This is a genomic window from Rhodovastum atsumiense (assembly GCF_937425535.1).
GTDB classification, from domain to species: domain Bacteria; phylum Pseudomonadota; class Alphaproteobacteria; order Acetobacterales; family Acetobacteraceae; genus Rhodovastum; species Rhodovastum atsumiense.
This window is the reverse complement of the sequence record NZ_OW485603.1, coordinates 75569-101698: the sequence shown is the minus strand read 5'-3', so window position 1 is coordinate 101698 and position 26130 is coordinate 75569. Positions and strand designations below refer to the sequence as shown.

Below are 26130 nucleotides of genomic sequence, written 5' to 3'. Positions count from 1 at the left end.
ATCAAAGACTTGAAGCGGCCCGTGAGGGACTGTCTCATGATTGGGGGTCAGGCCGCGAGGGCTGCTGGCGGATGCTGATCGTTGGCGATCTGAAAGCGTTGCCCGAAGCTGAGACCGAAGGTGCCGTTGTAGACAGCGCAGCGAACCTGCAGCAGAAGATCGGCACCATGGCGGGTCCAGCGCATCTGCTGCGACTTGTTCATCCGGCGGTTTACCAGGAAATTGGCAGTGCCTTCGGTGATGGCTGTCCCGACCCGCCGGCCGACACGATGGCGCTCAGCGTAGTTGACCATCCAGTTGGCCTGACCGACCAGATAGCCGTCCAGCGCTAATAATGCAGTCCACAGCTTGCGCGATGACGGCACATGCGATGGGCGCCCTGCTACTTCCCCCTGGAACGCGTGCATGACTTTGCGGATGCGCTCGATACTGACCTGAGCATCCTTGGCCTTGCCGTTCCACAGACGCCAGCGCAGCCGGTCGACTTCTGTCACGATCACCGCCTTCGCCTCTCGCCGTGCCGGTGTGTCGGTTGACAAGGTGCCCGCGGTTTGCTCCAGGCTGTTGCAGCCGCATCGAGATGTGGAACCAATCAAGGATGGGTGGTTCGGCGACGCCGCTGGCGACCAGAATAGAGCGCAGACCGGCGCAGCCGTCAGTGAAACCGGTCAGTGCCGTGGTGCCGGTTCGACCAACGCTGTCCAACCTGTGGCCGATCAGCGCTACGAGATTCGTCTCCGCTCCGGTCACGGCGCCGAACACTTGTCGAGAGCCAGCCTCGGTCTCGACATTGCCGACCTTGACTTCCAGATGTCGCTCCCCCTCCTCGCAGCTACGGATGAACGTCGAGTCCACGCTGATGGAAATCGCCGCTGCCGGCGTCACCAGCGTGGCCACCGGCCGATGCCGTAGCTGCTCGCCGAGCGTCATGGTATGGCGGCGAAGGGTCTCGTGATTCCTGCCAGCCTCGATGGGAAACATCTGCTCCAACACACCGGCCGCCACGCGGTAGGTCATCAGCGCTGAAAGATGGGCCTGCAGACGATCGAGTTCGGGAGCCGATCGGCAATGCGACGGCCAGTCAACACCGCCCTCGATCTCGCCACAGCCGCCGCAGCGGAACCGCGGCAGCCGTACGGTCACCTGGCCGAACAGGGTTGCAATCCGATGCTGGCGGTAATCCTTTATGTGACAGGCGCCGCCGCACGATCGGCAAGTCGGCCGCCGTACAGCATGTTCCCTGGCCTGGGCAGCGACCACCTCTCGCTGGATGGCGGCCAGCAGTTCTTTTGCCTCGGCCAGGTTCAGGCCCAGATTGGCGATGTCGCGAAGATCAGCCGGCTTCGCGATCTCCATCACCTTCGTGCCCTGGTCATCGCTACCAGCACTGGTCTCCACCAGCCGTACAACCCATGCCACCCGCGCCATCCCACCGAGAGAATAGCGCCATAGATTATCACCTATTTGTTCTCACCCCCAATCATGCGACAGTCCCGACCGAGTTGGATGGACACCTGATGTGGACCCCGACCACCCGCGCCCAGCATAGGCGCGATGGCCTGCGCTTCGCCAGCGACACCACCGATGCCGAGTGGGCCGTACTGAGGCCGCTATTGCCGCCACCTTCACCACGGGGCCGCACACCGGAATGGCCACTGCGCGATATCGTGGACGCGATCTTCTACGTGCTCCGCGGCGGCATTCCGTGGCGGATGCTGCCGACTTGCTTCCCGCCGCACCAGACGGTCTATGGCTGGTTCGCCCGCTGGCGCTGGCGTGTTTGAGGTGATCAACCACCACCTCGTCATGGCTGACCGCGAGCGCGCCGGTCGCGAGGCCAGCCCTTCGGCGGCGGTGATTGACAGCCAGAGCGTCAAGACCACTGAGGCAGGTGGCCCGCGCGGCTACGACGCAGGCAAAAAGATCAACGGACGCAAGCGCCACCTTCTGGTGGACACCGACCGACGCCCGCTGGTCGGCCAAGTGACCCCGGCCAGCGTGCAGGACCGCGACGGCGCACCGCCCGTGCTCAAGGCGTCGCGCGCCAGCTTCCCGTTCATCGAGCGTGTCTTTGCCGATGCCGCCTACGCCGCCGAGCGTGTGGCTGCCGCGACGTGCATCGCCATCGAGATCGTCCGCAAGCCCGCCGGTCAGGTCGGCTTCGCCGTTCACCCGAGGCGCTGGGTGGTCGAAAGGTGCTTCGCGTGGCTCGGCCGAAACCGCCGTCTCGCCCGAGACTTCGAGGCCACCATCGCCTCGGCTACCGCCTTCCTCTACGCCGCCTCCGTTATGCTGCTCACCCGGCGGCTCGCTCGTTCCGCATGAGTTCAGAGACAGACTCTTAGGAATGGCGTGAAACCCGCTCACGCAGCGGCGCTGTTCGACCGGCCGCAGGGTTTGCAACAGAACCGTTCAAGATCTCAATCTGAGCGCTGTGTCACCGCAAGCAGGTCGCGCACGCTCATAAAGGCCTCGGCCAGATTGTTGATATCGTGGGCGATATGCACTACCGAATCGCGGGCGATATTGAGCACCTCGGCAGCTTCAGCGATCTGCCCCTCGCTCATGGAGCCCTTCTCGATGGCTGCAGCCAAGATCTGGTCAAGCGTTTCAATGGTTCCATATATTTGTGCTTTAGCGTATCGCACGCTTTCTCTGAGCTGCCGTGCACATCCTTCGGGTGACATGCTGGCTTTTGAACCGGTCATCGTGGCGTTGCTTCCTTCATGTCTCGTACAAACAATGCATTGTATTGTGCATAAAGTAAAATACCGTAACCGGAATGTGTCAATGACTTTGAGACACCGTGCGGGCTAATTTAGGTTTGTATGTTCAACCAAAGGATCTGTTGCAAACTTTGCGGCGGAATCCGTCGAAGGGCATTGTCAAGTTGTTGGTCTATGGACGTGCTTGGGGCTCTGTTGCGAAATTCGACGTGGGTCGGAGATCGGGTATGATCGCGTAGGATGAGCGGTGGTGGAGCCTGACGGTGATGAGTTTCAAGGGGCGGCATTTCACCGGCGAGGTGATCCTCTGGGCGGTGCGGTGGTATCTGATGTTCCCGATCAGCTATCGGGATCTCGAGCTGATGCTGGCCGATCGTGGCGTGAAGGTCGACCACACCACCCCGTTTCGTTGGATCCAGGCCTACGCGGCCGAGTTGGAGAAGCGGCTTCGCCCCTATCTGCGGCCCTGCACCGGTTCGTGGCGGGTCGACGAGACGTACATCAAGGTGAAAGGCCGCTGGACCTACCTGTATCGGGCGGTCGACAGCCGGGGCCAGACCATCGATTTCCTGCTCAGCGTGAGACGGGACGCGGCGGCAGCGAAGCGATTCTTCGTAACCATTGCGACTTGATCACCTGGTGCTGTCACGCGCGCGCGGCGAGACTGGCGGGGGTGCGGACGATGATTGGAGACGCAGCAGGTGGCGGAGTGCTGGTGCAGCCGCGCGGCTGCTGAGGTGAGGGTGCGGCGGCTGCGTGCTCCGCACGCCCGGTGGTCAGCGGCCGTAGCGGGTGGGCGCCCAGAATTCGCGCATGGCGACGACGGCGGACGGGATGTTGCGATGGGCGTCGAAGCGGGCCAGCTCGGTCAGTGGTCCCGGGGGCGGGGCCCCCGGGACCCGGCGGCCGTCGGGGTCTGTGCAGTGGGCGAGGATAGGGATCAGCCAGAGATGGGCCTGCCGGCGTGCGGGCAACAGGGGGCGCCAGTATTTCGGATTGAGCTGGATGGCGGCGTGGAAGCCGCGGCACCAGGGCCCGACATCAACCGCACCCGATTCGCTGCGGTCGAACCGCGGCGTGAACTGGTCCGGCGTCTCGCTCAGCGTGGCGGCCAGCGCATTGTGATATTTGGCGACAGCGGCGATGGCGGCGAACTCCGGCGTGTCGCCGTGGCAATACGCGTCCTTGCTGACGCCGAGCAGCGGGCAGATCCAACCGAGCGGTTCATAGGTAACCGGGCCGACGACGATGGCGGTGAGAAAGCCGTCGAGCATGGCCAGGCCGTCGGCGATGGGGGTTCGCGGACGGGGTGTACGGAGCCAGCGGTCGAGTTCGTCGAGCGGCATGGGCGGACGAGCCACGCTGGCTGCGGCCGATGACGGCACTGGCTTGGTCGATCGGCGCGTCATGCTGCTTCCTGCAACGACTGAGGCATGCGGGCGGCCTTCCAGTTCCAGGCCAGCAACTCGTGCAGCTGATGGCTCTTGGTGCGGCCGGAGACGATGCGCGCCAGCACGTCGGTCAACCAGGTCAGCGGATCGACGTCATTCAGCCGGCACGTATTCAGCAGCGACGTCAGGATCGCCCAGGTGCGTCCGCCACGTTCCGATCCGGCGAACAGCGAACTGTGCCTGCTATGCAGAGATTTGCATAGCAGGCACTATGTGCAGCCGCGGATTATGCGCAGTCCGGTGTGGAGATGCCGGCATTTCAAGCCGACGCTCATGCCGAACTGCGCATAGTTCATAGGTTCTGGAGGAAGCGCATCAGCGCGTCGGGTGGCCGATAGCGCGGTACGGCGGTGCCCGGCGGCTGTAGGTGGCCGAGCGCGCGCTCTTTCATCGCCAGGTCAGCCTCGACGTACATGTGCGTTGTCGCTGGACTCTCGTGGCCAAGCCACAATGCGATCACGGTGATGTCCACCCCTGACTGAAGCAAGTGCATAGCGGTGGTATGCCGGATCGTATGCGGCGAAATGCTGCGACCGAGCAGGTGCGGTCGGTCGGCAGCGGCTGCCTGGACGCACAGCGCAAGCCGCTGTGTAACGTTCGAGCGTGTCATCGCCGTCCCGCCCCGGTTCGGGAACAGCGGACTGCCGGCGACCGCGCCGTTGAGCTGCCGCGTCCAGGCCCGCAGTAGCGTTGCCGTCGTGCGCCAGAGCGGGACAGCGCGCTGCTTGCGTCCCTTGCCGCGGAGGTGGATGCATGGCGCGCCGTCGAGGACAAGATCAGCGATCCGCGTACCGATGATCTCCGAGACACGGGCACCTGTGTTGTACATCGTTGTCAGCAACGCTCGGTCCCGTTGGCCAACCCAGGTCTGCGCGTCCGGGGCATCGAGAACAGCCTGCATCTCGTCGCGCGACAGAAACCCGAGCATGGGCCGATCGAAACGCTTTACGGGAATGGCCAAGGTCTGCTGGATGGTTGGTAGGGCCGAGAGATCGTGGCGAGCGGCATAGCCAAGGAACGAGCGGATGGCGGTGAGGCGGACGTTACGGGTCCGCGCGCTGTTGCCCCGCTCAGCCTCGAGATGGTCCAGGAAGGCCAGTACGAGCGATGCGTCGAGATCAGTAAGGGCAACGGTAGCCGGTGCCTTGCCAATGCGCCGCTCGGCAAACAGCAGCAGTAGCCTGAACGTGTCCCTGTAAGCTGCGATGGTGCGCGGGCTGACAGACCGGTGCTGGGTAAGGTGCTCCGCGAAGAAGCGCTGGAGCAGCGTCGCGAAGGATGGAGGCTGCGGGGGATCAGCCATGTTTGGCCTCCCCCGCGTCCGCCGCTGCGAACATCTCGAAGCGTTTTCCTGCCACGGCCATCAGGTCTGGTACGGCGGTCAAATACCAGTACGTGTCGGAGACTTTGGTATGACCGACATAGGTCGAGAGCGCCAGCATCGCGTTGTCGATGTCGGCCCCGGTCTCATGCCACAGTGTCACCCGGCGGCAGACGAAGCTGTGACGCAGGTCGTGGATGCGCGGCATCGGCAGGGTTCCGCGGGCGACCCAGCCCAGCTCCGCGCGCAGCCGGGCGAAGACGCAGTGCACGGTTTTCTTGGCAAGCGCGGTCCCTGACAGCGACACGAATAAGGGCGCGTTTGGCTCTGCCGAGATGAAGCGCTGGCGTGCCAAGAGGTACTGGGACACTGCTGCGATGGTCGTGGGGTGCAGTGGCACGAGACGGGACTTGCAGAATTTGGTCTGCCTGATTGTCAGCGTACCGCCATCGGCGTCGAAGTCACCGCATCGCAGGCGCAGCGCCTCCGAAAGCCGCAGGCCGGTAGCCGCAACCAGGCCGAAGAACGTCTCATAGGTAAGCGGGCGCAACGTCCCTGTTGGCGGCAGCCGGCGTGCCGCGGCCAGTAGGTCCGCAATCTCCGCGACGGTGTAGATGTGCGGCGTGGGTCGTCGCCGCTTGTGGTTGAAGACGTCGGCACAGGGGACCTCCGTGCCGGATTCGACCAGCGCGCGATACCTGGCAAACGGGCGGAGGATCCCCAGACGCCTCGCCCAGTTGGCCGGGTTGGCACGCTTTGCCTCGCCCTGTGCCCAGTCCATCATGAGTTGAACGGTGAGTGGGCCACGGTGCCCGGTCCGATCGGCAAATCGGGCAAAGTTCAGCAGATGCGCACCCGAGGTGGCGAGCACGAATCCGAAGCGCCGCCGCTCATCCAAATAGGCCTGAGCCAGGGACAGCATAGACAGTGCCGGGGTCATTCCGTCCTCCCGGGCCAAGGCAGCGCTATCGCAGTCAGCCGCACGTCATCGACCTTGGCGTAAATTGCTGACGTGTCGAGGCTGCGGTGTCTGAGGACGTCGGCGATCTCCTTGAGTGGCAGGCCCTGCCGCAGCAGCCGGCTCGCCACGCTGTGGCGGAGGATGTGAACGCGCGTACGGGTCCAACCGCATCGGCGATATGCCTCCCGGACGATCCTCTGCACGACGCCTGTACGGATCGGCTCGTCGTAGGGAGCGACGTGGCGGACGAAAACGGCTCGGTTCGTCGTCGTCGGTCTCTCGCCGTGCAGATAGTCGGCAATCGCTCGCCCTGTCTCGACTGGCAACGGGAGCAGGTCGGTACGGCGGGACTTGCCGTGGGCGATGCGCAGTGTACCTGCCTGCCAGTCCAGGTCATCCAGCTGCAATCGGGCGACCTCGGCTGCGCGCAGGCCGAGGTCAGTCAGGCAACGCACCATGGCGTAGGCCCGCTTGCGCGAGGGAATGGCCTCACCGAAGGAGCCGAGGAGCTGATCGATCTCCGCCGGCGAGAGCACCTCCGGCAAGCTGGCCAGGCGCCAGTGCGCCGCGGTGGGAATGGTCTTCGCCAGCGCGCCAACCGGATCGCCGGCAAGGCTGCGGAACCGAAGATAACAGCGCAAAGCGTCAGTCATCAGCTGCATGGTTCCGGCACTCCGCCTGCTGCCATCGCCGCTGCCCAGCACGAAGCGACTCAGCTCAGCCGTGGTGAGATCCGCAAGTGCGAGCGGGCGGTTCCCAAAACGCCCGGTCAGGAACGCGCCGACGATGCGGACGCGCTGACGGCGCGTACTGGCAGCGAGACCGCGCACTGCGCTCATGTAACGGTCGAACGCAGCCAGTTCCGACGCGATGGGTCCGATTTCGCCGGGCTGCGGCGCCGCGAGCGCGCCGCAGCCCCTGAGCACCCGGTGCAGGTGGGCCAGGGCGGCCCTGACCTCATGCGGCGTGCGCCTGACGGGCGACGGGCAGTCGCAGTGCGGCAGGTGAGTGCTGACAAAGCGCCGCCCTGCTTGCTCGTCAGCGTCCTCCAAGCCGAGCCCCTCGGCAGCAAGCCAGCGGGCGAAGTGCGCGACACAGCCCAGGTAAATGTGCCGGGTGTGCGTGGCGTAGCGCCTGTCGCGCAGATAGCAGCAATACTGTGCCACATACGGCCCGAACACGCGCCATTATGTAGCATGCGCCACTGGTGAAATCGGGCTTGTACTCGGCGCCCCTCTCTGGCAAGATGGGCGCACGGAGTTTCGTGCAACGGGTCGGCATGGCGCAACATTTCCTGCTTTCCGCAGCGGCACGCTCACTCAGCGCGGCGAAGGTCATGCGCATGTCGGAGAGCGGCGTGGTGAACGTGTTCTTGCGCCTGCGCTGGCCTGAGACCGATGGCAAGCCGGTCTGTCCCGGCTGCGGCTGCATGGTCTGCTATGCCTGCCCAAGATCACCGGATCGGCCGCGCTGGCGTTGTAAAGCTTGCCACGCCGATTTCTCGATCACCTCGGGCACGTTGTTCGCCCATCACAAATTGCCGCTGCGCACCTACCTGCTCAGCGTGGTCGCCTTCTGCAACGAGGTCAAAGGCAAGAGCATGCTCGCGCTCTCCCGTGAGCTCGACGTCCAATATAAAACGGCATTCGTGCTGGCGCATAAAATGCGTGAGGCTATGGCATCCGGCACGAAAGCGGTGCGCATCGGCGGCGCGGGACGTGAGGTCGAACTCGACGGCGCCTACTTCGGTGGCCACGTCCGGCCGAAGAACCTGGCGACCGATCGCGTCGACCGGCGACTGGTCAAAAACCAGTCCGGCAAGCGCCAGGTCGTCGTGGTCATGCGCGAACGCGGTGGTCCCACGCTGGTGCAGGTGGTGCCGACCGAAGATGCCGCACTGCCGCTCATTCCCCAGCGGATCGCCAAGGCGACCGTGCTGCATGCCGATGAAAGCGCGGCCTGGAACAAGCTGCACGCGAGGTTTCCGATGCGGCGGATCAACCATCAGGAAGGCTACAGCATCGACGGTGCCTGCACCAACGGCGCGGAATCCTACTTCTCCCGCCTGCGCCGCAGCGAGCTGGGGCACCACCACCACATCGCCGGACCGTATCTCCTCCGCTATGCCCAGGAAGCCGCCTGGCGGGAAGACGCAAGGCGCGTCAGTAACGGCGAGCAGGTGCATGGGGTGGTCCGCCTGGCTTTGCGCTGCCGACCGTCGGTGGACTTCTGCGGTTACTGGCAGCGTGCCCATGTGGCCTAACGCACCCGCCATCCGACCACGCCCGCGGTCTCGACCCGCTCGATCGTCTCCTTGGCGCGATTCAGTGACGCCAACACAGTCTTCTGGATCAACGCGCGCTGGCGGTCGTCGCTGACCGGGATGCTTTTCAGATCCATCATTCGTTCGCCGATTTCGCGTGTCGTCATTGGCCGTGGCGCATCGCGCAACACGTCGTAGATCAGCCGAAGGCTTTCACCAGGACGGAACCAGGCGTTGCAACGTCGCCGCGGTCGAGGACCGATCCCCTCGGGTCGGATCTCCGGATCGAACAGCCGCATGGTCGCGTCCAGGTGCGTCAAGGCGGCGCGGCGCTCGCCCAGCTGCTGCTCCAGGTCTTTCACCAGCCCGGCCAACTCGGATCGCTTGTCACGCAATATACGGATGACTTGCTGCTCGGCCACCGTCGCCCTCCTCCTGAATTCCAGTGGAACGAGGGTAGATGGCCGATCTCAGAACCCGAACCGGCCAGCAGTGGCGCTTGCTACATGATACCGCGAACACGCTGTTCATCAGCGCGGCCCGGGCGACCGGCGCCGCAGTCTCGTCGTTCATGTCCGTCTCCCACGAGCGGAATGCCCGCAAGTGGCGACGGTAGAACTATGCAGAGCTCTTGGCAGGACACCTCGCCAACGAGCTTAGCAGAGCTTGCTCCGTGCAGCCCCGCCAAGCGGGACTGCGCATAATCCGCGGCTGTACATAGTGCCGGCTATGCAGAGATTTGCATAGCAGGCACAGTTCGCTGTTCGCCGGATCGGAACGTGGCGGACGCACCTGGGCGATCCTGACGTCGCTGCTGAATACGTGCCGGCTGAATGACGTCGATCCGCTGACCTGGTTGACCGACGTGCTGGCGCGCATCGTCTCCGGCCGCACCAAGAGCCATCAGCTGCACGAGTTGCTGGCCTGGAACTGGAAGGCCGCCCGCATGCCTCAGTCGTTGCAGGAAGCAGCATGACGCGCCGATCGACCAAGCCAGTGCCGTCATCGGCCGCAGCCAGCGTGGCTCGTCCGCCCATGCCGCTCGACGAACTCGACCGCTGGCTCCGTACACCCCGTCCGCGAACCCCCATCGCCGACGGCCTGGCCATGCTCGACGGCTTTCTCACCGCCATCGTCGTCGGCCCGGTTACCTATGAACCGCTCGGTTGGATCTGCCCGCTGCTCGGCGTCAGCAAGGACGCGTATTGCCACGGCGACACGCCGGAGTTCGCCGCCATCGCCGCTGTCGCCAAATATCACAATGCGCTGGCCGCCACGCTGAGCGAGACGCCGGACCAGTTCACGCCGCGGTTCGACCGCAGCGAATCGGGTGCGGTTGATGTCGGGCCCTGGTGCCGCGGCTTCCACGCCGCCATCCAGCTCAATCCGAAATACTGGCGCCCCCTGTTGCCCGCACGCCGGCAGGCCCATCTCTGGCTGATCCCTATCCTCGCCCACTGCACAGACCCCGACGGCCGCCGGGTCCCGGGGGCCCCGCCCCCGGGACCACTGACCGAGCTGGCCCGCTTCGACGCCCATCGCAACATCCCGTCCGCCGTCGTCGCCATGCGCGAATTCTGGGCGCCCACCCGCTACGGCCGCTGACCACCGGGCGTGCGGAGCACGCAGCCGCCGCACCCTCACCTCAGCAGCCGCGCGGCTGCACCAGCACTCCGCCACCTGCTGCGTCTCCAATCATCGTCCGCACCCCCGCCAGTCTCGCCGCGCGCGCGTGACAGCACCAGGTGATCAAGTCGCAATGGTTACGGCGGTCCTCAGCTCTGCTCCACCGGAAATGGCCAAAGTCGAGGCCCGTCCTATGGCGTGACCCCAAGTACACCTTGGTCCCCGGCGCGAGGCTGATCACGCCACCCCCTTGAGCGCTTGCAACACCCGGCGCAGCGCCTTCTCGTTGACGAACGCGTCCATCCGCAGACGCGCACCCCCCGGCAACTCCACTTCGATCATGCCGACACGCTCCGGCGCCACGTGCTGCGCAGGCCGGTCAGGCCGGGCGGCTTGCGGGGCCGCCAGCAAAGCCGGACCACCATCGTCGGCTCGACCGACAACCCCAACCGGCACGAACGCAAGCGGCGCCCCGCCTCCTTCCGCGGACGCCGTCGCCACGGCCTTGCGCGCCGCCCGCCAGGCGTAGAGAACGCTCTCCGAAACCCGATGTCGTCGCGCTACCACCGAGACACGGCCGCCCTCCGCCTCCACCTCGGCCAGTAGCGCCGCCTTCTCGGCCTCCGTCCACTTCCGGCGCCGCTCCACGCGCGCCACGATCTCCACTTCGGCCACCACGCCCTCCTTATGGAGCTACAGAAGGAGCTCCCAGGAGCCGCAGCTACCGGCGTCCCGCTACACACCGCTACACGGGGCAGGCCGGGCGCTTACCCTTCTTCAGCTCGTCCAGCAGGCCTTTCGGGTCAAAGGCTGTCTTCGGGTCAGTTCCCGCCAGCAGTTGGTCGAGCACCGCGTCCGGAATGCGCGGCTCCTTGCGTCGGGCCATGAGGGATTCTCCTTCCTTCCCATCATGTCATCCCGAACACGAAATTTCCGACAGTCTCATGATGAGGAAAGGGCAGGTTCGCAGGATCGACGGTCGGGACATGAAGGCCCAGGCTGCCTTCATCGCCAGCTTGTTCGACATCGCCGCCTGAATCTCAGTTCGTCCAAGGAAGCGCTCGACCTGTTCACCGAGTTTGCAACAGAACCGGTCAGCCGCATTGAACTCCCGCCGCGTGATCGTCACCGCCCGGCCCATGCCCCCTCCCGTCGTTCGATCCTACGACCAGAGTGAACCAAACCAACGCCAATTCAAAAACTCACATAAGAGTCAACACTTTGGGCGGCTGGTATTACCACCGGGGCCTCCCTCATGACCGGAGCAAGCAGCATCACCCCCCTGACGCACCCCCTGCATCAAAAAATCAGTTCATCAGCAGGTCGGTATGACACGGCATCGTCTCCGCTCAGGGCGGATCCACGGCATAGATGATGAAGGTCTGTGTCCGCAGCCACGCCTCGCCGGGGCGCCACGACATCCAGAGCCGATCGATTTCGCGGAACCCGCTGAAGGATCCGACGAGGTCCGCATGGACCGGGTTGCCATAAGCGAGGCGAACGCGACGAGGCCTCCGCGCGACGGATTCCTGGATGTTCGTTAGGGCTTGCCGCAACGTATTGCTTCCGAACGGATTGTACATGAACACGATCGTCGTCTCGTCGGGCACAGCCAACTGTCCCGCATCCGCCTCGATCACCTCCGGCCTCACGGCCACCCCTTTCAGGGATGCCACGTTCCGCTCGGCGATGGCGCAGAACGCCGGGTCGATGTCCACCCCAATTGCCCGGCGAACTCCATGGCGCGCTGCGACGCAGATCACCCGCCCGGCCCCGCATCCGTAATCGAGCAGCACATCCTCTGAACCAGCCTTGAGGCGCCGCAGGATCCGCCGCATCGACAGGTATCCGGTGGCACGGTTGATCAAGCGGAAATCGCTTGTCGTCCGGCCGAGGGCGCGTGCCACGGACTCGTCGGTCGTCGTGATGCCCAGCCTGGAATCCTCGACGCGTGACGCGAGGTAGCACAGGTAGAGGTAGGTTGGCCGGATGAAGCGGCGGAAGATCGGCATTTCCTCTCTCCTACAGGACGGCTGTGCTGCTGGCGGTCCGGATGCGGTGTGCAAGTCGTCTTGCCCAGGCGCCCGCAAGCAGGTGCTCGCCAATCGGACCGAGCAGCGGCTGGACGGCGGGCCATGTCGCCGAAAACCGCGCGCGCGGCAGCAGAATCAACTGGCCGCCGAATTGCAGCTTAAAATTGCTGTGCGTTTGGGTGAATTTCTCTCCGAGCGGCTCTTGCCGCAGTATGCGTTCCGCATATCTGCGGTCGAAGCCGCCGAAATCGTAAGTGTCCGCCCCTTGCGCGCGCGCCCACTGTATGGCCTGCCACTGCAAGGCTTCATTGACGTTGGTCCGGGCGGCGGCATTTGCGTCCCATCCGGCGAGCTTGAACGTGACCGTGCCGCGAAACCGGGTCAGCCAGAGGCCTGCAATCGGTTCGCCGCCTTGACGAGCGATCAGGGCCGTGCACAACCCCAGCGGTCCCAGCGCATCGGCCTGTGCATGCAGGTCCTGCAGCGTGACGGGCCGGAACTCCTGGCGCCTAGCGGTCGCGACGTGCAGCCGGTGGAATAGGTCCACGTCCTTTTCAGGGGCAATTGCAAAGCCGGTACGCAACGCCTTCCTGATATTGCGTCGTCGCATCGCGGACATTCCCTCGAGCAGGTCCGCGTCGCTGCGCCGCAGGTCCAGGCGGAGTGTCGCCTCCGGCGCGATGCTCGGGCATCCGGGGCGGTAGCCCTCCGCGACTATTTTTGCTTCGACGAGACCCGCGGCCTCGGGCGGCTGCACCACCAGCACGCCGATGCCACGTTGGCGTGCCTCCCTGCGTATGGCTTGCAGGAGCGCATGCGCTGCGCCCGGTTCGCTGGTGGCGAGCACCGGCCCGCGCGGCACAATGCCGACCCACATGCCCGGCGCGAGGCGTCGTGCCTGGATTATACACCCCCCGATCAGGCGCCCCTGGGCATTGCGCATCTGCACGCAATAGGCTTTCACGCCGATCTGCTGTCGCGCTGTCGCCCATGCTGTCGTCTGGGTCAGGTCGCCGCCGGGTGTGCTTCCAATGAATGCGTCCCAGGCGGGGTCAGGTCGCGCTTCGTCGCATTGCAGAGCGAAGGCTCCGTTTTCGGCACGGACGCCTCTGCCCTCGTCGTGTCGGAGCAGAACGTCTCCCTCGTTCATCATCTCTGGATGCCTCGCGGACTCATCGCATGCCTCGGCACTAATTAGCGTCCCGGTCTCAGAACAGTCTAAATGGCAGCGCCCCGACGTGCCCCACCGGCCTTCCCCGATATGATCTGCTCCCGTCAGTGTTACGGCGGCGAGAATGCCAAAGCGTCGTTTGCAAGCCTGTTTGCCTGGGCCCAGCGGTAGGGGCTGAGGGGGAGGTCGAGAGTCGGCGTGAGATGGCCATCCACACAGAAGGGGTGCAGGAAAGTGATAGATTTTCCATGTGTCAAGCTCTCACAGAATGGTGAGTCCGGCGATTTGGTGGACTTGTCTGGGTGGCGGCGGGCAGTCAGTGGCCGGTGAAATGGCCGATGACGAATGTTTCCTCTTCGAAGGCCTTCGGGGCGAAGGCGAACAGTTGCTCACCGTGGTTCGAGATGACGGTGACGCGGCAGATGAGGCGCTCCTGCTCGAGCGCCGTGGTCGACTGGCCCGTGGACTGCCCGAACTGGACCGTCGGGTCGATGACCGTGTCCTTCAGAGCGGCGATCGCACCGCCCGTCAAGGTGGAACGATAGGAGGGGGCCTTGTAAAGTTTGTAGACATGGTAACGGCTGACGCGCGGGTCGTCCATGTCCTCGATCATCAGCTTGACGGGAGTGAAGAGTTCGAGCCGCTGACAAGGCGCGTTGAGAATCGGGGCCTGTGCGTCGAGCTCGCGCTGCATCTGCTGCACCTCAGCGAGGGTGGCCGCCTCTTCTGCCTCGCGACGTGCACGTCCCTCGGCGCGCCGCTGCGCCTCCTGCCGTCGCTGTTCTTCCAAGGCAGCGAGCCGCATGGTGCGCGGATCGCGAGACGCCTTGGGACCGTCTTCATAAGCCACCCGCACGCCCTCGCCCTCATCGGTCAGGACACAGAGCGCATCCTGGGTCACCGCACAGGCATGGACCCGGCCGGTGACGGTGAGGTCGTGGGCAAAGGAGGGAACGACCACGAGGCAAAGTGTTGCGATGAAGATCGTGGTGCCGTCGCGAAGGTGGTGGGAATTTGCGGGAGCGTGCTCCGGCGTCTTGAGGTTAGCGGCTCATGCGGCGAGGTCAACGATGTTCACGCCGCTCGGCTTTGCTGTGAGGGTCCTCCATCCATCGACCTTGCGCATCGTGATCTGCCCTGACGCAAGGAGGGCTCAGAACAACATGGCGGCGGTTTCCGCTGAGGGCAGCACCGTCTGCGTCTTGATGCGGCGCTTGAACTCCTCGTGCAGCCGTTCAATAGCGTTCGTGGTGCGTGCTGACTTCCATTGGCTCTCGGGAAGGCGGGTGAACGTGAACAGCCGATCCCCGGCTTCCTCAAGGCTGTCGGCAACGGCCTGGCATTTCAGCCGCCATTTGCGCAGGAAGGCGCGCCGACGCGTCGCGATCTCCTTGGCGGTACTGGCATAGATCATGTCGGTGTAATCGGCTGTGATCTCCTCGTGCAGATGTTCCGGCGCGTGCGCCAGCAAATTTCGATGCTTATGAACAGTGCAACGTTGCGTTGGCACGTCCGGCCACAGCGACGCCAGCGCACGCTCCAGTCCCGCCGCTCCGTCGATGATCAGGAACTCCGGCGTGCGCAGCTCGCGCGCGACCAGGTCATCGAGCACGCCGCGCCAGGCCGCCTCGCTCTCGCCGCCCATGTTGCGCACCGACAGCAGCACCTTCTGCTCGTCGCGCCGGATGCCCAGCACCACCAGCAGCGAGATGCTGGTGGCCTTGCGGTCCAACCGTACCTTGACCACGGTGCCATCCAGCACCAGGCGCACGACATCCTCCTCGGCCAGCGGGCGGCGCCCCCACGCGTCCCAGTCCGTCTTCACCTGCCGCCAGGTGCGGCTGACCACGTCTTTGCCGACCGCCCCCTTGAACAAGGCCGCCAGCGCCCGCTTGACCCGCCGCGTGTTGGTGCCAGACAGGTAGGCCCCGGCGATCAGCGCCTCGACCTGGCGGGTCATGCGCGCATAGCGCGGCAGCGCGGCGCTGCGCCATTCCCGGGTGGTGCCGTCGGGCTGGCTCAGCCGGGCCCGCGGCACGCTGATCGTCACCGGCCCGAACGAGCCCAGCATCTGCCGCTCCCGCTTGCCGTGCCGATGCCCCTTGGCTTCACCGCGCTCGTAGCGTCCCCGGCCGAGAGCGGCTGCCAGCTCCTCCTCGAGCAGATCCTCAATGAAAATGCGGATGCGACCACGCACCCGCGTCCTCCAGCGGGTCGAACCAGGCCTGCCCGGCAAACAACGCCCCCGTCTCGGCGGCTTTCATGCTATCCGTCTTCATGGCGTGGTCTCCTCCCGGCGCGCCAACGCCGGGCTTTGGTTGCGCAACTCAACCGGAGACTACGTCACCCCGCTTTCCAACCAAATCCCGGACGGCACCGATCGTAGTCTTCATGGCGGACTCACCTTGGAGAACGGCCTGCGCCAGTGTGGGTGTGCCGTTGTGCTGCATGAATGATCTGGGTATGCAAACGCACCTGGAATTGATCCATTCCACTTGCAGAGCGGCGGTGGACAGCAGATGCCGCTGCCGGTTCCCGTTATCGGCTCCCAGTCACACCGGAAGGTTGCTCTTGATAGGCACCGAGGTTCGGGCGTGCGCCGTGCGGCACGGCGATATCGCCGAACCCCACCGAGATGCCAGGCAGTCTCTCGCCCGCGTTCAGTATGGGCGAGCGGAGCCCGGGTCTGAAGTCCTTGGCGGTGGGGTTGATAAATTGCGGGTTGGCGCTGAGGCCGTGGACATCGTAACCGCGGGCCTGCCATTGCGACCAGGAGAAGGTGTGGATCCCCTCGATATAGCCGGCATAGCCGTTCGGGGCGTAAAGCAGGTTGTAATCGATCTGGTCGGCTGCCGGCGCCGTGCCCTTGAGGTCGATGCCGCGGCCGCCAGCGTGCTCGGTCCAGATAATGTTGTTGCGCACATCGTCGAGCGGCGCATTGTTCAGTTGCAGCGCCCGGTCGCCACCCAGAATGGTGTTGTTCCAGAACTGCACGACGCTGATATGTCCCCAGTCCGACAGCTGCTCGTGCGAGACGGCGGCATCGGCGATCAGGTTGGGCGCGAGTACGACATTGTTGTAGACCTCGATGACGCCGCCCGAGCGCTCGTTCTGCAGCCAAATGCCGTGGTTGTTGATCGGTGCGTTGTTGGCCTGCTCGAACCAGTTGTTGCGAACGGTGATGCTGATGTCTTGGAAGGACTGGATGCCGTCGCTGTGGCCGGTGGTGTCGCTGTTGGAGACAACGATCCGGTTGTTCTCAAACACCACCCCGTTGTTGTTCGATGACCAGATCCCGTCAGTCTGCGCCTGCGTCGAAGCCGGCGTGCTGAAGCTGTTCCGCCGCACCACCACCGCGTTCGGGCCCACCGAGTCCCGCACGTCATAGCCGCGCGACGTCCCGTCGCCGGTATCACCGGAATAGGCGCTGTTGTCCTCAAGCACGACGCCGGCAGTGACGGATTTCACGCTGAACGCGGCTGTCGCGGTGTTGCGCACCTCAAGCTGGCTGACCGTTACGTAGTTTTGGCCGTAGATCTCGACGCCGAGCGGCTGCACGCCCTGGCCGTCGATTACGACTGCGCCGTTGTGGCCGGGATCAATGCCTTTGGTGATGGTGATCGCGCCGGCGGCGCTGCCGCTGGCACCGACGGTCAGCGGTTCTTTGTAAGTCTGCCCGCTGCTGCCGCCCGAAATGTAGACAGTGTCGCCTGGTGCGATCTTACCCCAGTCGATCGCATGGAAGCTCCCCCAGGCCGTCGCCCAGGCAGTGCCGTCGCCGACCGCAGGACCTGCTTGGTCCACGTGCCACTGCCGCGCCTGGGCGTCCGCGGGACGAACCGCCAGGAAGGCGAGCAAGGCCAGTGCGGCCGCAACGCGCAGGAAATGCCTGCCCATTATGGAAATGGCGGTGCGTGCCGGGACACGGGCCCGATCCCGCCGCCGGGGCACGCATGCCGTTTCACCCGGCCCCCTCGATGTCAGGCACCCGTCCGCACCGCGACGGTCCACGTTGCGGAGAGATTGCGGGTGTCTGCTAGGCGCCGGCATGCTTACGCGCGAGGAAGACGGCCCAGGGATTCACATTGGGCAGCCGCCAGAGCCCGAGGTGACGTTTGAGTGCTATAAGCGGGCTGGTCAGGGGCAAGTCGCTCTCGCGCGAAAAGAGCATCCAACACAGGCCCTCCTCGCGCAGGATCTCGAACCCGCGTTGCCGCAGCCGCGTCTTCCATCTCCTCCATGTCCCGTAGCAGGTGCTGTACCCATCGAAGCCGACTTCGCCCTGCAACCGGAACTGCAGGTGCCTGCCGCAGATCAGTTGCCAGCCGCGGGCCGCGAACAGCATGGACCACCGCCCACCAGCGGCGCCGATAGTGAGCACCGCCGACGACCGGGCCACCTGGCGATGCGCGTCCAGGACGACATCCTCCTCGACTGCCGTCAGGTACCGGGCCCAGTGCTTCTCGGCAATGTGTCCATGGTAGGTCGCATCCGCTGAGACCCGCAGAGGGTCGGCCTTCATCGCATTGGCTCCTCTGCAGGCCTCCCTCCCTGAATGCATTACCAACAGATCCCCTGGTAGCGGTCGGGTCCGAGCGCCTGCAGGGCGTCTACGCCCTGCAAGTCCACGATTTGCCGGCCACGATGACCGGCAAGAATCGCGGCGACCTCATCCGGTCCGGCATGTCCCACCACGATGACTTCCATGCCGTCCATCGCGTCTTCCGGGGATGCAGCCATCAGGGTTTCCAGATGCGGAATCTCGTGCCTGATAAATTCATTGTTGTTGCCCATGAGCCTCGAGAGTTCGACGCAGCGGTCGAAGATCCGAACCGGATAGCCCCGCCCGATCAGGCGCTCCGCCAGGACCACGAAGGGTGAATTGCGGAGGTCGTCGGTATTAGGCTTGAAGGCGAGGCCAAACAGGCAGACCCGGCGCCTGCCATGCGCCGTGATGAGCTGGAAGGCCCGCTCGATATGCGTGTCGTTGCTGACGATCAGTTGCTCGAGCAGGGGCGTCCGCACCTTCTGTGTTCGCGCGAGGTGTATCAGCGCGCGGCTGTCCTTCGGCAGGCAGGAGCCGCCGAAGGCGAAGCCAGGACGGAGATAAGCGGCGGATATATTGAGCTGATGGTCCTCGCAGAAGAGGCGCATCACCTCGCGGCCGTCCATTCCCTGACTCCTGAGGACACTGCCTACCTCGTTGGCGAAGGTGATCTTCAGGGCATGGAAGGCGTTGGACACGTATTTCACCGCTTCCGCCACCCCGAATCCGGTCCGGAAAATGGGCGCCGGCATCGAGTGGTAGATTTCCTCGATCAGCAGCGGAGAATCTACATCCTTGGCGCCGATCAGCGTAAAGGGCGGATGGTGGAAGTCATGCAGGGCGCTGCCCTCGCGCAGAAACTCCGGATTGAAGCAGAGTTCCAACTCCTTGCCGATCCGTCGGCCAGAGGCCATCTCTAGGATGGGTACGACGCGCTCCTCGGTCGTGCCAGGCGGGATGGTAGAGCGGATGACGATCGCATGCACCGCTGTCTTGTGCCGCAGTGCCGTGCCGATCTGGTCCACGACGTTCTGCAGCGCATCGAGCGCAACGCCGTCTGTCTCGGTCGTTGGCGTGCCGACGCAGATGAGAGACATCTGGCTGTTGCACACGGCTTCCTCGGGATCCATCGTGGCGCGCAGACGCCCGGTCGAGACAGCGGTGGCGATGCGCTCCGGCAGGCCCGGCTCGATCACCGGCGCCTGGCCGGCATTGATCATGCCGACCTTGTCACGGTTGACGTCTACGCCGATCACTTCGTGGCCCATGTCGGCCAGGCAGGCCGCCGTCACCGCGCCGACATAGCCCATGCCGAAGACAGAGATCTGCATGCTGCGCTCCCTACCGTTCCCCGGCAGGCGATCTACAAGCCGCTGCCGCGTTCATGCTGCCCCCCGGCGCTTCGGTCGCTTCCGTCCTGGGTGCCGGCAAGCTGCGCCAAAGCGTCTCGTAGGCGGCAATAAGCTTAGGCGCCTGGTGCATCCAGGCGAGATCATCTTCGATCCGCTGCCTCCCGAGGCACCCCATTCGCTCGCGCCGCTCGGGGTCGTCGAGTAACCCGGCGATTTTCAGGGCGAAGTCGTGCGCATCGTTGGGTCGGGCGTAGAATGCCGACTCGCCCGCGGAGACGCGTCCCTCCGTCATGTCAAACTGCACGATCGGTTTGCCGAGCGCCATGTACTCCATAACTTTGATCATGGTGGACATGTCGTTCATGCGGTTCCACTCGTCGGGGTTGACGCAAACATCCGCCGTGTTGAGGTAGGCGAGCAGCGCGTCGTCGGGTATCCGGCCGGTGAAGGTGAAAAACTCTCCCACCTTCAGGCGCGCAGCCAACTCGACAACAGCAGGCTGGTTCGAGCCGCTGCCGATCACGGCAAACTGGATGTCGGTTCTGCCGAGGTTGTGCACAAGATGCGCCGCCCCCTGCACAAGGTATTGCAGCCCTTCCTGGATGCCGATGACGCCGACATAGCCGACCAGATAACGCCGGCCCGCCTTCAGATGCGGCTGCGGCGGTACGCGCCGCAGTCGGTCGAGGTCGGGTCCGTTGCGCACGACGAAGACGCTCGAGGGATCCTTGCCGCCGCGATCGATGGCAACGCGGCGATAGGAGTCGTTGGTCGAGATCACCACATCCGCACTGCGTATGGACCAGCGCTCCAGAAGCCGCAGGAGACGGAAGCCGAGTCCCTGCCGTCCGAACTTGGCCTCGTAGAGCTCGGGACAGACATCGTGGTGGTCGAAGACTACCCTTCGGTCGAAGAGCAGCTTGAAAGGCGCGGCGACCAGGAACAGTGTATCGGGCGGGTTGCTCACATGCACCGCGTCGAAGCGAGTGCGGAGGAAGATGCGCCAGGCAAATAGCGTCTCCCAGAACAGCGCCGCGCCGTACTCGAGCACATAGCCCGCCACGCCGGAAGCCTCTGGCAGGGCCGGGTGCCGATAAACCTCAATACCTTCGAGCACCTCATGGCGCGGCTGGCCAGGATCCCGGGGCGAGAGCACTGAAACCCTGTAACCGACGTCGCGCAGTGCGCAGGCTTCTTGCCAGACCCGCCGGTCGAACGGTACGGAGCAATTCTCGACGATCAGCAGGATCGAGCGTGGAACGCCTTGCGCCCCTGCGTCACCTTTCATCCCTGACATCTCCCCAATCCCGTCGCCCGTGTCTGGCCTGCCGCCGCGCATCTGCCAGCGTCTGACGGGTCCTTTTCCCAACATCAGTACGGCCCTTGACCGACGCGGTGCAGGGCCGGCACGAGGATCAGCAACTCCTGCGAGCCGCGGGCCAACTGCGGCAGCACATAGGTGACCAAGCTGGCGGCAAGCGCCGCGGCCGCGACCAACATGTGCTCCAGGATCGTCCCCGGCATGCCCTCAAGCCACGTCGCCAGGCCGACCGCGGACAATGCGGCGGCGACCGAGAAGCCCAGATCCAGGGCTAGGCCGCGCCGGAGTGTCGCATTCCCGGCGGGCAATGTGCGACGGAGCTGCCAATGCAAATAGGCACCAGCGACCAGGTTGGCGGCGGCCATGGCGGCCCCGGCCATCCAAAGACGTTTGGTGCCCAACAAGGCGAATTGAGCGATGGCCGCGGCAAGCACGATGACGACGAGCCGCAGTGTCATGGCATAGGCCGGGGTGCGGGTGTCGCGGCGCGCATAGGAGGCGGAGGTCGCGACGATCAGCACCATCTCACCCGCGGTGCCAAGCGCCATGCCGCCGATGCAGCAGCCGATCAGGGCGACGCCGTCGGGCGTCGCCATCTCTCCGAAGGCCATGGCATGCGCCAGCGTCTCCGGGATTGCGGCCAAGACCATGCTCGCCGGCAGCACCACGAACAAAGCAAGCCGGAGGCCACCATCATAGATGGTCCAGAACTCGGCAGGCATGTGCTTATGAAAGCACTCCGCGAGCCGGGGGAGCTGGGCCGAGCTGAGTGGCTTCGCCGTGAGCTGGATCGGCAGTTGGCATACGCTGTGGGCAATGAGGAATGCCGCGACGCCGCCTGGTATGGTGGCCGACACTGCTAGCAGTAGCAGGAACTCTGCCCAGTAGAGGCTGGTATAGCCTATGGAGGAGAGGCTCTGCCGAAGCATGCGCCGGACATCCGGATCCCCCCAAGCGAAGCTGGGCCACAGCGAAACACCCAGGCGATGAGCCCCCCACCATTGCAGGCCCGCATGCAAGGCGACCGAGGCCGTCGTGCCCACACCGAGGAGCACGAGTTGCGGCATGGTCACCGCATCGATCTCGGTGCCCGTGCCGAACAGGGTGGCGCAGCTGGCCATTACGGCAACGACGCCGATGTTCTCCGCAGCGGATGCAGCGGAGGACAGAGCGAAGCGGCCATGTGCCTGCTGCACTGCCGCGCCCACTCCGGCGACGATGTAAAGGACGACCTGCGGCATCAGCATCAGGAGCAACGGCAGACCGAGCGCGACCAACTGCCTGCCCATGTCGGCCGGGGCCAACATGCCGAGCACGAAGGGCGCCAACGCGAGTGCGAGAACGGCGACGGCCATCAGGATCGCGATGATCAGCCCCAGGGAGGCGTTGGCGAAACGACGCGCGCTGCCAACCCCTTCGGTCTGCAGTCGGCCGACCAGAGGCGGTACGAGCAGCGCCAAAATCAGCGCGCCAATCAGCATCCCGTAGAAGGCGTTGGGTAGCACGGCCGAAACCTGAAAGAGGTTCCCAAAATAGGTGGGGCCGAGCACCGCGGCGGTGGCGGAGACGCGCACGAAGCCCGTGATCCGGCTGAGGATCAGCCCTCCCGCTGCAACGCGGGAATCCGTCGCCATATGGCGCAGTTCATCCGTGCGGCCGGCCACCGCCTCGCGCATGCCGGAGGCGCTCATGCTCGCAACGCTCCGGCATGCCGGCCGCAGTCTGCGCGACGTGGTCTTGGGCATCCATCCCAAAGGGTGATCACTGACGGAAATACCTCTTGTAGTTTCGGTAGAACTGGCCCGCGTCGTGATAGCCGTAGAGCGCATGGCGCCGCAGATCCACCTGCGTCAGGACGCAACCGAGAACGTTTGCTCCTGCCCGTTCGAGGGGTGCAATGCCATTCAACGCAGCGCTTTCCGTGGTGCTGCCCCAGCGCACGACGAAGAGCGCCGCATCGGCGAGCGATGCGACCGCCGGCGCGTCGGTGACGCCGAGCGTGGGGGGCAGGTCGAGCAGCACGAAATCGAAATGGCGCCGAAGATGCGAGACGAGTTCGCTGAGGCGGTGTGAGTCGAGGATCAAAGCGGGATCTTCGAGCGACTCCCGCAGGGCGACGACATGCAGGTTCGGCTCGCCCTGGCAGGCGAGGATGACGTCCTCGAGCGGCCGGCGGTCGCGCACATACTCAGCGACGCCAGCTTCCACGCGGAGGCCGAGTTCCCGCGCAACACCCGGCCGTCGCGTGTCAAGGTCCACGACTACCGTGCGGCGACCGCTGCGGGCGGCCATGGCGGCTAGGCTAACGGTGAGGGTCGTCTTTCCTTCCTCCGGCCAAGCCGAGGTCACAAGCAGGACTCTGGCTGTCTGCCGCGACGCATGCAGGATGCCGAGCAACAGGGCACGTATTGCCTCCGCATAGGCGGATGGTCGCCGCTCGATGACATGACAGTGCGGCGGGCCGAGGCGCCCGGTCTTCACCCGCGGTACGAGCGCGAAAGTAGGCAGACCCAACGCACGTTCCACATCGTGGGAAGCGCGCATACCCCGGTCGAGATGCTCCGCCAACGCCACCAGGCCTAAGGCGAGGATCATGGAACCGGCCAGCCCACCGCTCAGCAGCAGCCACAGCTTCGGGAAATCCGGTTCGCGCGGGATCATGGCGGCGGCGACGAGTTCGGCGTCGGCGCCGGCCAGGGCGCGCTGCTTGCCGAGTTCCTCAAGACGGCCGAGCAGCGACCGATAGAGCTCGCTCTGGGTGTCGATCACGCGCGTCAGTTCCGTCAGACGCACCGCCGCACCCTCCGACACCGCATTCTCCTGCAGGCTGGTGCGGATCGCCTGCTCCATATCGCGTTCCCGGTTGCGCGCCCGCTGTGCCTCATTGGTGAGGCCGCGCACAATGTGCGCCGTTTCGGAGGCGATGCGTCGGCGGATCGCGTCCCTCTGCGCCGCGACCTCGCGCACCGAGGGATGCTGATCCCCGTAGATAGCGGAGACCTGCGCCAATTGGGCCTGCAACTGGTTGGCCTGGTTCTGGAGGCTCTGGATGATGGCGGACCCCGCCACCTCCGGCAGGGAGTCGTAACTTTCCCCGTGCGCCTGCAGGTCCCTTAGCTGCGCGAGGCGCGCCTCCTTGGACGCCCTCTCGGTCCGGGCGGCAGCCAGTTCGCGCCGTAAGCTGGGCGGCTGGTTCGCGTCCGGCATGCTGCTGCCCGGTCGCCCCAGTCCGTATGTTGCCATGAAATCGGTAGCAGCCGCTTCCGATTCCTGAAGCTGACGGCGCAACTCCGTCAGGCGCTCGCTTGTCCATTGATAGGTCCGGTCCACGGTGTCCCGCTTCGCCCTGGCCCGTTCGTCAAGATACTGGTGCACAACGGCATTGGCGACCCGGGCGGCCTTCGCAGGCGAGGTCGACCGGTAGGACACTGTGATCAGGCGTGACTCGCGCTGTTGCCCGACCGAGAGCCGTTCAAGGAATCTTGGCACGGCCGCCTCCGTATCGGACAGCGGCTCCAGCTTCGGCAGAGGCGGCAACCAGGTGGCAAAGCCGCCGAACTCCAGGACGGCACTCACACCCTGCCGCAGCCGCTCACGGACGGAGAGACGCGGTCTGATCTCCGGGTCCTGCTCCAGGCCCAGTGCCCCGATCACCTGGGCGATGAGCAGAGGCGAGCGCAGGAGGCTTGCCTGCGTCGGAACCCACGTCGAATCATTCGCCTGGCTGGCAGACGGCCTTACGAGGCCGTCTCCCTCCACAGCCTGCAGGGGGGTCGAGTTGATCATCAGCGTTGCCGTCGCCGTGTAGTGCGGGCGGACCGCCAGGGCGGCTGCGGCCGCGACCACCAGCAGGTTGGTCAGCAACATGGTCAGGAGTATCAGCCGTTTGTGTCGCCGTAGCGCGCTTATGACAGCGAGGAGGCTGATGACGTCCGTAGCTGGCCTTGCCGTCACACCAGTCGGTTCCACGATTGGCCCTGCAGGACGTGGCAAGTTCAACGCTTCCATGCGAGATCCTTCTCCAGGCCCGGCTGGCAGAACCGCTCCGGCAGGATGGTGTGAGGTGCTGACTGCCGGGTGGAAGCCGCGGGGACCAGGGCGAGGGCCAGCAGTGGGAAGAAGAGGTCGGCGCCGCCCCGGATTGTCAGGTGCGGATCGAAGAGCATCAGCACTGCCATTGCGGCGACCCAGCAGAACCCAGCCGTGGCGGCGCACTCGACCACATCCGTGCGCCGCCGTGCGACCTGCGCAAGCCGGTACAGGGCGAAGGCGGTGAACCCGAAGAACGCGAGCAGGAAAGGCACGCCTCCGATCCACAGCAGCCACAAATAGCCGCTCTCGATATAGACCATCTCCCGCCAGGCCTCGGGCGCCGGGATCCGAGGTGCGGGCTGCACACCGAACAGCCATTTGTCATTCCAGGCCAGCGCGGGGAGGACCAAGCGCTCGAGATTTGCCTGCCGCCCTTCCCAGCTACTTGGCATCCCGGAGAGACGGGTGAAGCCCTCAAGTCTGTTCTCGATGACCGGCCAGAAGGCGAGGGCGGCAACGGCGGCTGCGGCGATGCTGGCGGGCAGGAGGCGATGGAGGCTGCGCGTGAGCAGGCCGAAGGCAAGCAGAGCGACGGCCAGTCCGAGGTAGACTGAAATCGTTCCCGAGACGACGCAGCCTACCAGGAACAGTACCGCGGCGCTGCCGAGCGTCCAGTTCACCCGATTGCGCAGGCGCATCAGCGCGAGCACCGCGACAAGGTTGATGATCATGAGATCGCCGAACCCGAAGGTGGAGGCAATCGTGGAAGTCGCCCGGGTCGTTATGACTCCCTGATGGCCCTCGAATGGCGAATCGTAATAGGCTAGCAAGAATTCTGCGATGCCGAAGAAGTGAGCAACCTGCAGGATGGCGACCACCGCCACCAGCGCCGCAGCGGCGAAGGACACCTTCAAACATACGAGCACGTCAGCCTCATTCCTCACGCAGCCGCGGAACAGCCGGAACAGGGCATAGTATTTAACTAGCACAGCTGCATAAAGCAGGTCATCTGCGCTTGGTGAAATGTTTCGTATCTGCTGCAAAACCAAAGGCAGTGCCGACCCCGTGGCCACCAGGGCGAGCAGGGCGGCATCCATACTGTCAAAGCGCGGCGCCTTATAGCGCGCGCAGACCATCAGCAACAGGATCCGTAGCGATATCGCACCAAGAATGAACAGCAGGAGAATTTCATTCGGCCTTAGAACCGTTCCTATCTCGCCTCGAGCAATGCCGACGAGCAGCGGATTGCCGAAAAGGAACAGGCAGGCGCCAAAGAGCGGCCGGGCGAGGATGGCGGCGAAGATCGCCAACCCCAGCATCCCAACCA

The 26130-nt window shown here is 64.9% G+C and carries 25 protein-coding genes and 3 pseudogenes; 5 read left to right on the top strand and 23 right to left on the bottom strand.

All coding sequences use genetic code 11. The features are described from left to right. Positions 1-47: 47 nt before the first annotated feature. Positions 48-293, bottom strand: a complete 246-nt coding sequence (locus NBY65_RS30470) for a hypothetical protein (protein ID WP_150045669.1) — start codon at positions 291-293, stop codon at positions 48-50. Continuing rightward, entirely contained in the window at positions 277-1398 is a 1122-nt protein-coding gene (locus NBY65_RS30465) for a hypothetical protein (protein ID WP_150045668.1), read from the bottom strand. Before NBY65_RS30465 ends, NBY65_RS30470 begins: the two co-directional genes overlap by 17 nt. A gap of 119 nt (positions 1399-1517) precedes the next feature. Between NBY65_RS30465 and NBY65_RS30460 the strand changes: the two are divergent. Further along, a pseudogene (locus NBY65_RS30460) lies at positions 1518-2325 on the top strand (IS5 family transposase). A 95-nt stretch (positions 2326-2420) separates the two neighbouring features. Here the strand turns inward: NBY65_RS30460 and NBY65_RS30455 are convergent. Continuing rightward, the gene (locus NBY65_RS30455; protein WP_150045667.1) at positions 2421-2708 is read right to left on the bottom strand and encodes a hypothetical protein; all 288 of its coding nucleotides are present in this window, start codon (positions 2706-2708) and stop codon (positions 2421-2423) included. 281 nt (positions 2709-2989) lie between these two features. Here NBY65_RS30455 and NBY65_RS30450 point away from each other — a divergent pair. Next, positions 2990-3337 (top strand): annotated as a pseudogene (locus tag NBY65_RS30450) (IS6 family transposase); the annotation flags it as partial. Positions 3338-3502: 165 nt separating this feature from the next. On the opposite strand, the gene NBY65_RS30445 reads toward NBY65_RS30450, so the two are convergent. From NBY65_RS30445 to NBY65_RS30425, 5 genes are all read right to left on the bottom strand, one after another. Further along, positions 3503-4135 (bottom strand): UPF0149 family protein, encoded by a 633-nt coding sequence (locus NBY65_RS30445; protein WP_203330757.1) that lies wholly within the window; start codon positions 4133-4135, stop codon positions 3503-3505. Then, positions 4132-4293, bottom strand: coding sequence for a transposase domain-containing protein (locus NBY65_RS30440; RefSeq protein ID WP_275266346.1), 162 nt, complete (start codon positions 4291-4293; stop codon positions 4132-4134). Before NBY65_RS30440 ends, NBY65_RS30445 begins: the two co-directional genes overlap by 4 nt. A gap of 176 nt (positions 4294-4469) precedes the next feature. Next, complete coding sequence (locus NBY65_RS30435) at positions 4470-5480, bottom strand: tyrosine-type recombinase/integrase (RefSeq protein ID WP_150045665.1); 1011 nt, start codon at positions 5478-5480, stop codon at positions 4470-4472. Next, complete coding sequence (locus tag NBY65_RS30430; protein WP_150045664.1) at positions 5473-6438, bottom strand: tyrosine-type recombinase/integrase; 966 nt, start codon at positions 6436-6438, stop codon at positions 5473-5475. Before NBY65_RS30430 ends, NBY65_RS30435 begins: the two co-directional genes overlap by 8 nt. Beyond that, on the bottom strand, positions 6435-7640 hold the full coding sequence (locus NBY65_RS30425) for a tyrosine-type recombinase/integrase (protein WP_150045663.1): 1206 nt from the start codon (positions 7638-7640) through the stop codon (positions 6435-6437). Before NBY65_RS30425 ends, NBY65_RS30430 begins: the two co-directional genes overlap by 4 nt. Before the next feature lie 98 nt (positions 7641-7738). Between NBY65_RS30425 and NBY65_RS30420 the strand changes: the two genes are divergently transcribed. Further along, positions 7739-8722: an IS1595 family transposase gene (locus tag NBY65_RS30420; protein ID WP_150045481.1), complete on the top strand. Its 984-nt coding sequence runs from the start codon at positions 7739-7741 to the stop codon at positions 8720-8722. On the opposite strand, the gene NBY65_RS30415 is transcribed toward NBY65_RS30420, so the two are convergent. Beyond that, positions 8719-9144, bottom strand: a complete 426-nt coding sequence (locus tag NBY65_RS30415) for a hypothetical protein (protein WP_150045482.1) — start codon at positions 9142-9144, stop codon at positions 8719-8721. The genes NBY65_RS30420 and NBY65_RS30415 overlap by 4 nt on opposite strands. A gap of 317 nt (positions 9145-9461) precedes the next feature. Here NBY65_RS30415 and NBY65_RS30410 point away from each other — a divergent pair, with 317 nt between their 5' ends. Together NBY65_RS30410 and NBY65_RS30405 are read left to right on the top strand one after the other, a co-directional pair. Further along, a complete protein-coding gene (locus tag NBY65_RS30410; RefSeq protein ID WP_348539840.1) occupies positions 9462-9698 on the top strand; it encodes a transposase domain-containing protein in 237 nt (78 codons plus the stop codon). Continuing rightward, positions 9695-10327, top strand: coding sequence for a UPF0149 family protein (locus NBY65_RS30405; protein WP_203330757.1), 633 nt, complete (start codon positions 9695-9697; stop codon positions 10325-10327). The genes NBY65_RS30410 and NBY65_RS30405 overlap by 4 nt, the downstream gene beginning before the upstream one ends. Positions 10328-10585: 258 nt before the next feature. Here the strand turns inward: NBY65_RS30405 and tnpA are convergent, their stop codons facing one another. From tnpA to NBY65_RS30335, 14 genes and pseudogenes are all read right to left on the bottom strand, one after another. Further along, on the bottom strand, positions 10586-11023 hold the full coding sequence (gene tnpA / locus NBY65_RS30400; protein ID WP_162530876.1) for an IS66-like element accessory protein TnpA: 438 nt from the start codon (positions 11021-11023) through the stop codon (positions 10586-10588). 70 nt (positions 11024-11093) lie between these two features. Then, a complete protein-coding gene (locus NBY65_RS30395) occupies positions 11094-11234 on the bottom strand; it encodes a hypothetical protein (protein ID WP_162530870.1) in 141 nt (46 codons plus the stop codon). A 27-nt stretch (positions 11235-11261) separates the two neighbouring features. Further along, positions 11262-11489, bottom strand: coding sequence for a hypothetical protein (locus NBY65_RS30390; RefSeq protein WP_150045389.1), 228 nt, complete (start codon positions 11487-11489; stop codon positions 11262-11264). Positions 11490-11697: 208 nt separating this feature from the next. Further along, positions 11698-12360: a class I SAM-dependent methyltransferase gene (locus tag NBY65_RS30385; protein WP_150045388.1), complete on the bottom strand. Its 663-nt coding sequence runs from the start codon at positions 12358-12360 to the stop codon at positions 11698-11700. A 10-nt stretch (positions 12361-12370) separates the two neighbouring features. Beyond that, positions 12371-13534, bottom strand: a complete 1164-nt coding sequence (locus tag NBY65_RS30380; RefSeq protein WP_150045387.1) for a lipid II:glycine glycyltransferase FemX — start codon at positions 13532-13534, stop codon at positions 12371-12373. A gap of 334 nt (positions 13535-13868) precedes the next feature. Beyond that, positions 13869-14513: a hypothetical protein gene (locus NBY65_RS30375; protein ID WP_150045386.1), complete on the bottom strand. Its 645-nt coding sequence runs from the start codon at positions 14511-14513 to the stop codon at positions 13869-13871. Between the two features lie 90 nt (positions 14514-14603). After that, positions 14604-15831, bottom strand: a pseudogene (locus tag NBY65_RS30370) (IS256 family transposase). Positions 15832-16090: 259 nt separating this feature from the next. Beyond that, positions 16091-17449, bottom strand: a complete 1359-nt coding sequence (locus tag NBY65_RS30365; RefSeq protein WP_162530875.1) for a right-handed parallel beta-helix repeat-containing protein — start codon at positions 17447-17449, stop codon at positions 16091-16093. Positions 17450-17588: 139 nt separating this feature from the next. After that, complete coding sequence (locus tag NBY65_RS30360) at positions 17589-18074, bottom strand: hypothetical protein (protein WP_150045384.1); 486 nt, start codon at positions 18072-18074, stop codon at positions 17589-17591. 38 nt (positions 18075-18112) lie between these two features. Then, a complete protein-coding gene (locus NBY65_RS30355) occupies positions 18113-19429 on the bottom strand; it encodes a nucleotide sugar dehydrogenase (RefSeq protein WP_150045383.1) in 1317 nt (438 codons plus the stop codon). Positions 19430-19439: 10 nt separating this feature from the next. Further along, entirely contained in the window at positions 19440-20738 is a 1299-nt protein-coding gene (locus tag NBY65_RS30350; protein WP_150045382.1) for a glycosyltransferase family 4 protein, read from the bottom strand. An 83-nt stretch (positions 20739-20821) separates the two neighbouring features. Beyond that, positions 20822-22462 carry a murein biosynthesis integral membrane protein MurJ gene (gene murJ, locus NBY65_RS30345; protein ID WP_162530874.1) on the bottom strand — a complete coding sequence of 547 codons (1641 nt, stop codon included), beginning with the start codon at positions 22460-22462 and terminating at the stop codon, positions 20822-20824. Between the two features lie 70 nt (positions 22463-22532). Beyond that, on the bottom strand, positions 22533-24779 hold the full coding sequence (locus tag NBY65_RS30340; RefSeq protein WP_275266341.1) for a GumC family protein: 2247 nt from the start codon (positions 24777-24779) through the stop codon (positions 22533-22535). Next, positions 24767-26113, bottom strand: coding sequence for a hypothetical protein (locus tag NBY65_RS30335; protein ID WP_162530872.1), 1347 nt, complete (start codon positions 26111-26113; stop codon positions 24767-24769). Before NBY65_RS30335 ends, NBY65_RS30340 begins: the two co-directional genes overlap by 13 nt. Between the last annotated feature and the right edge of the window lie 17 nt (positions 26114-26130).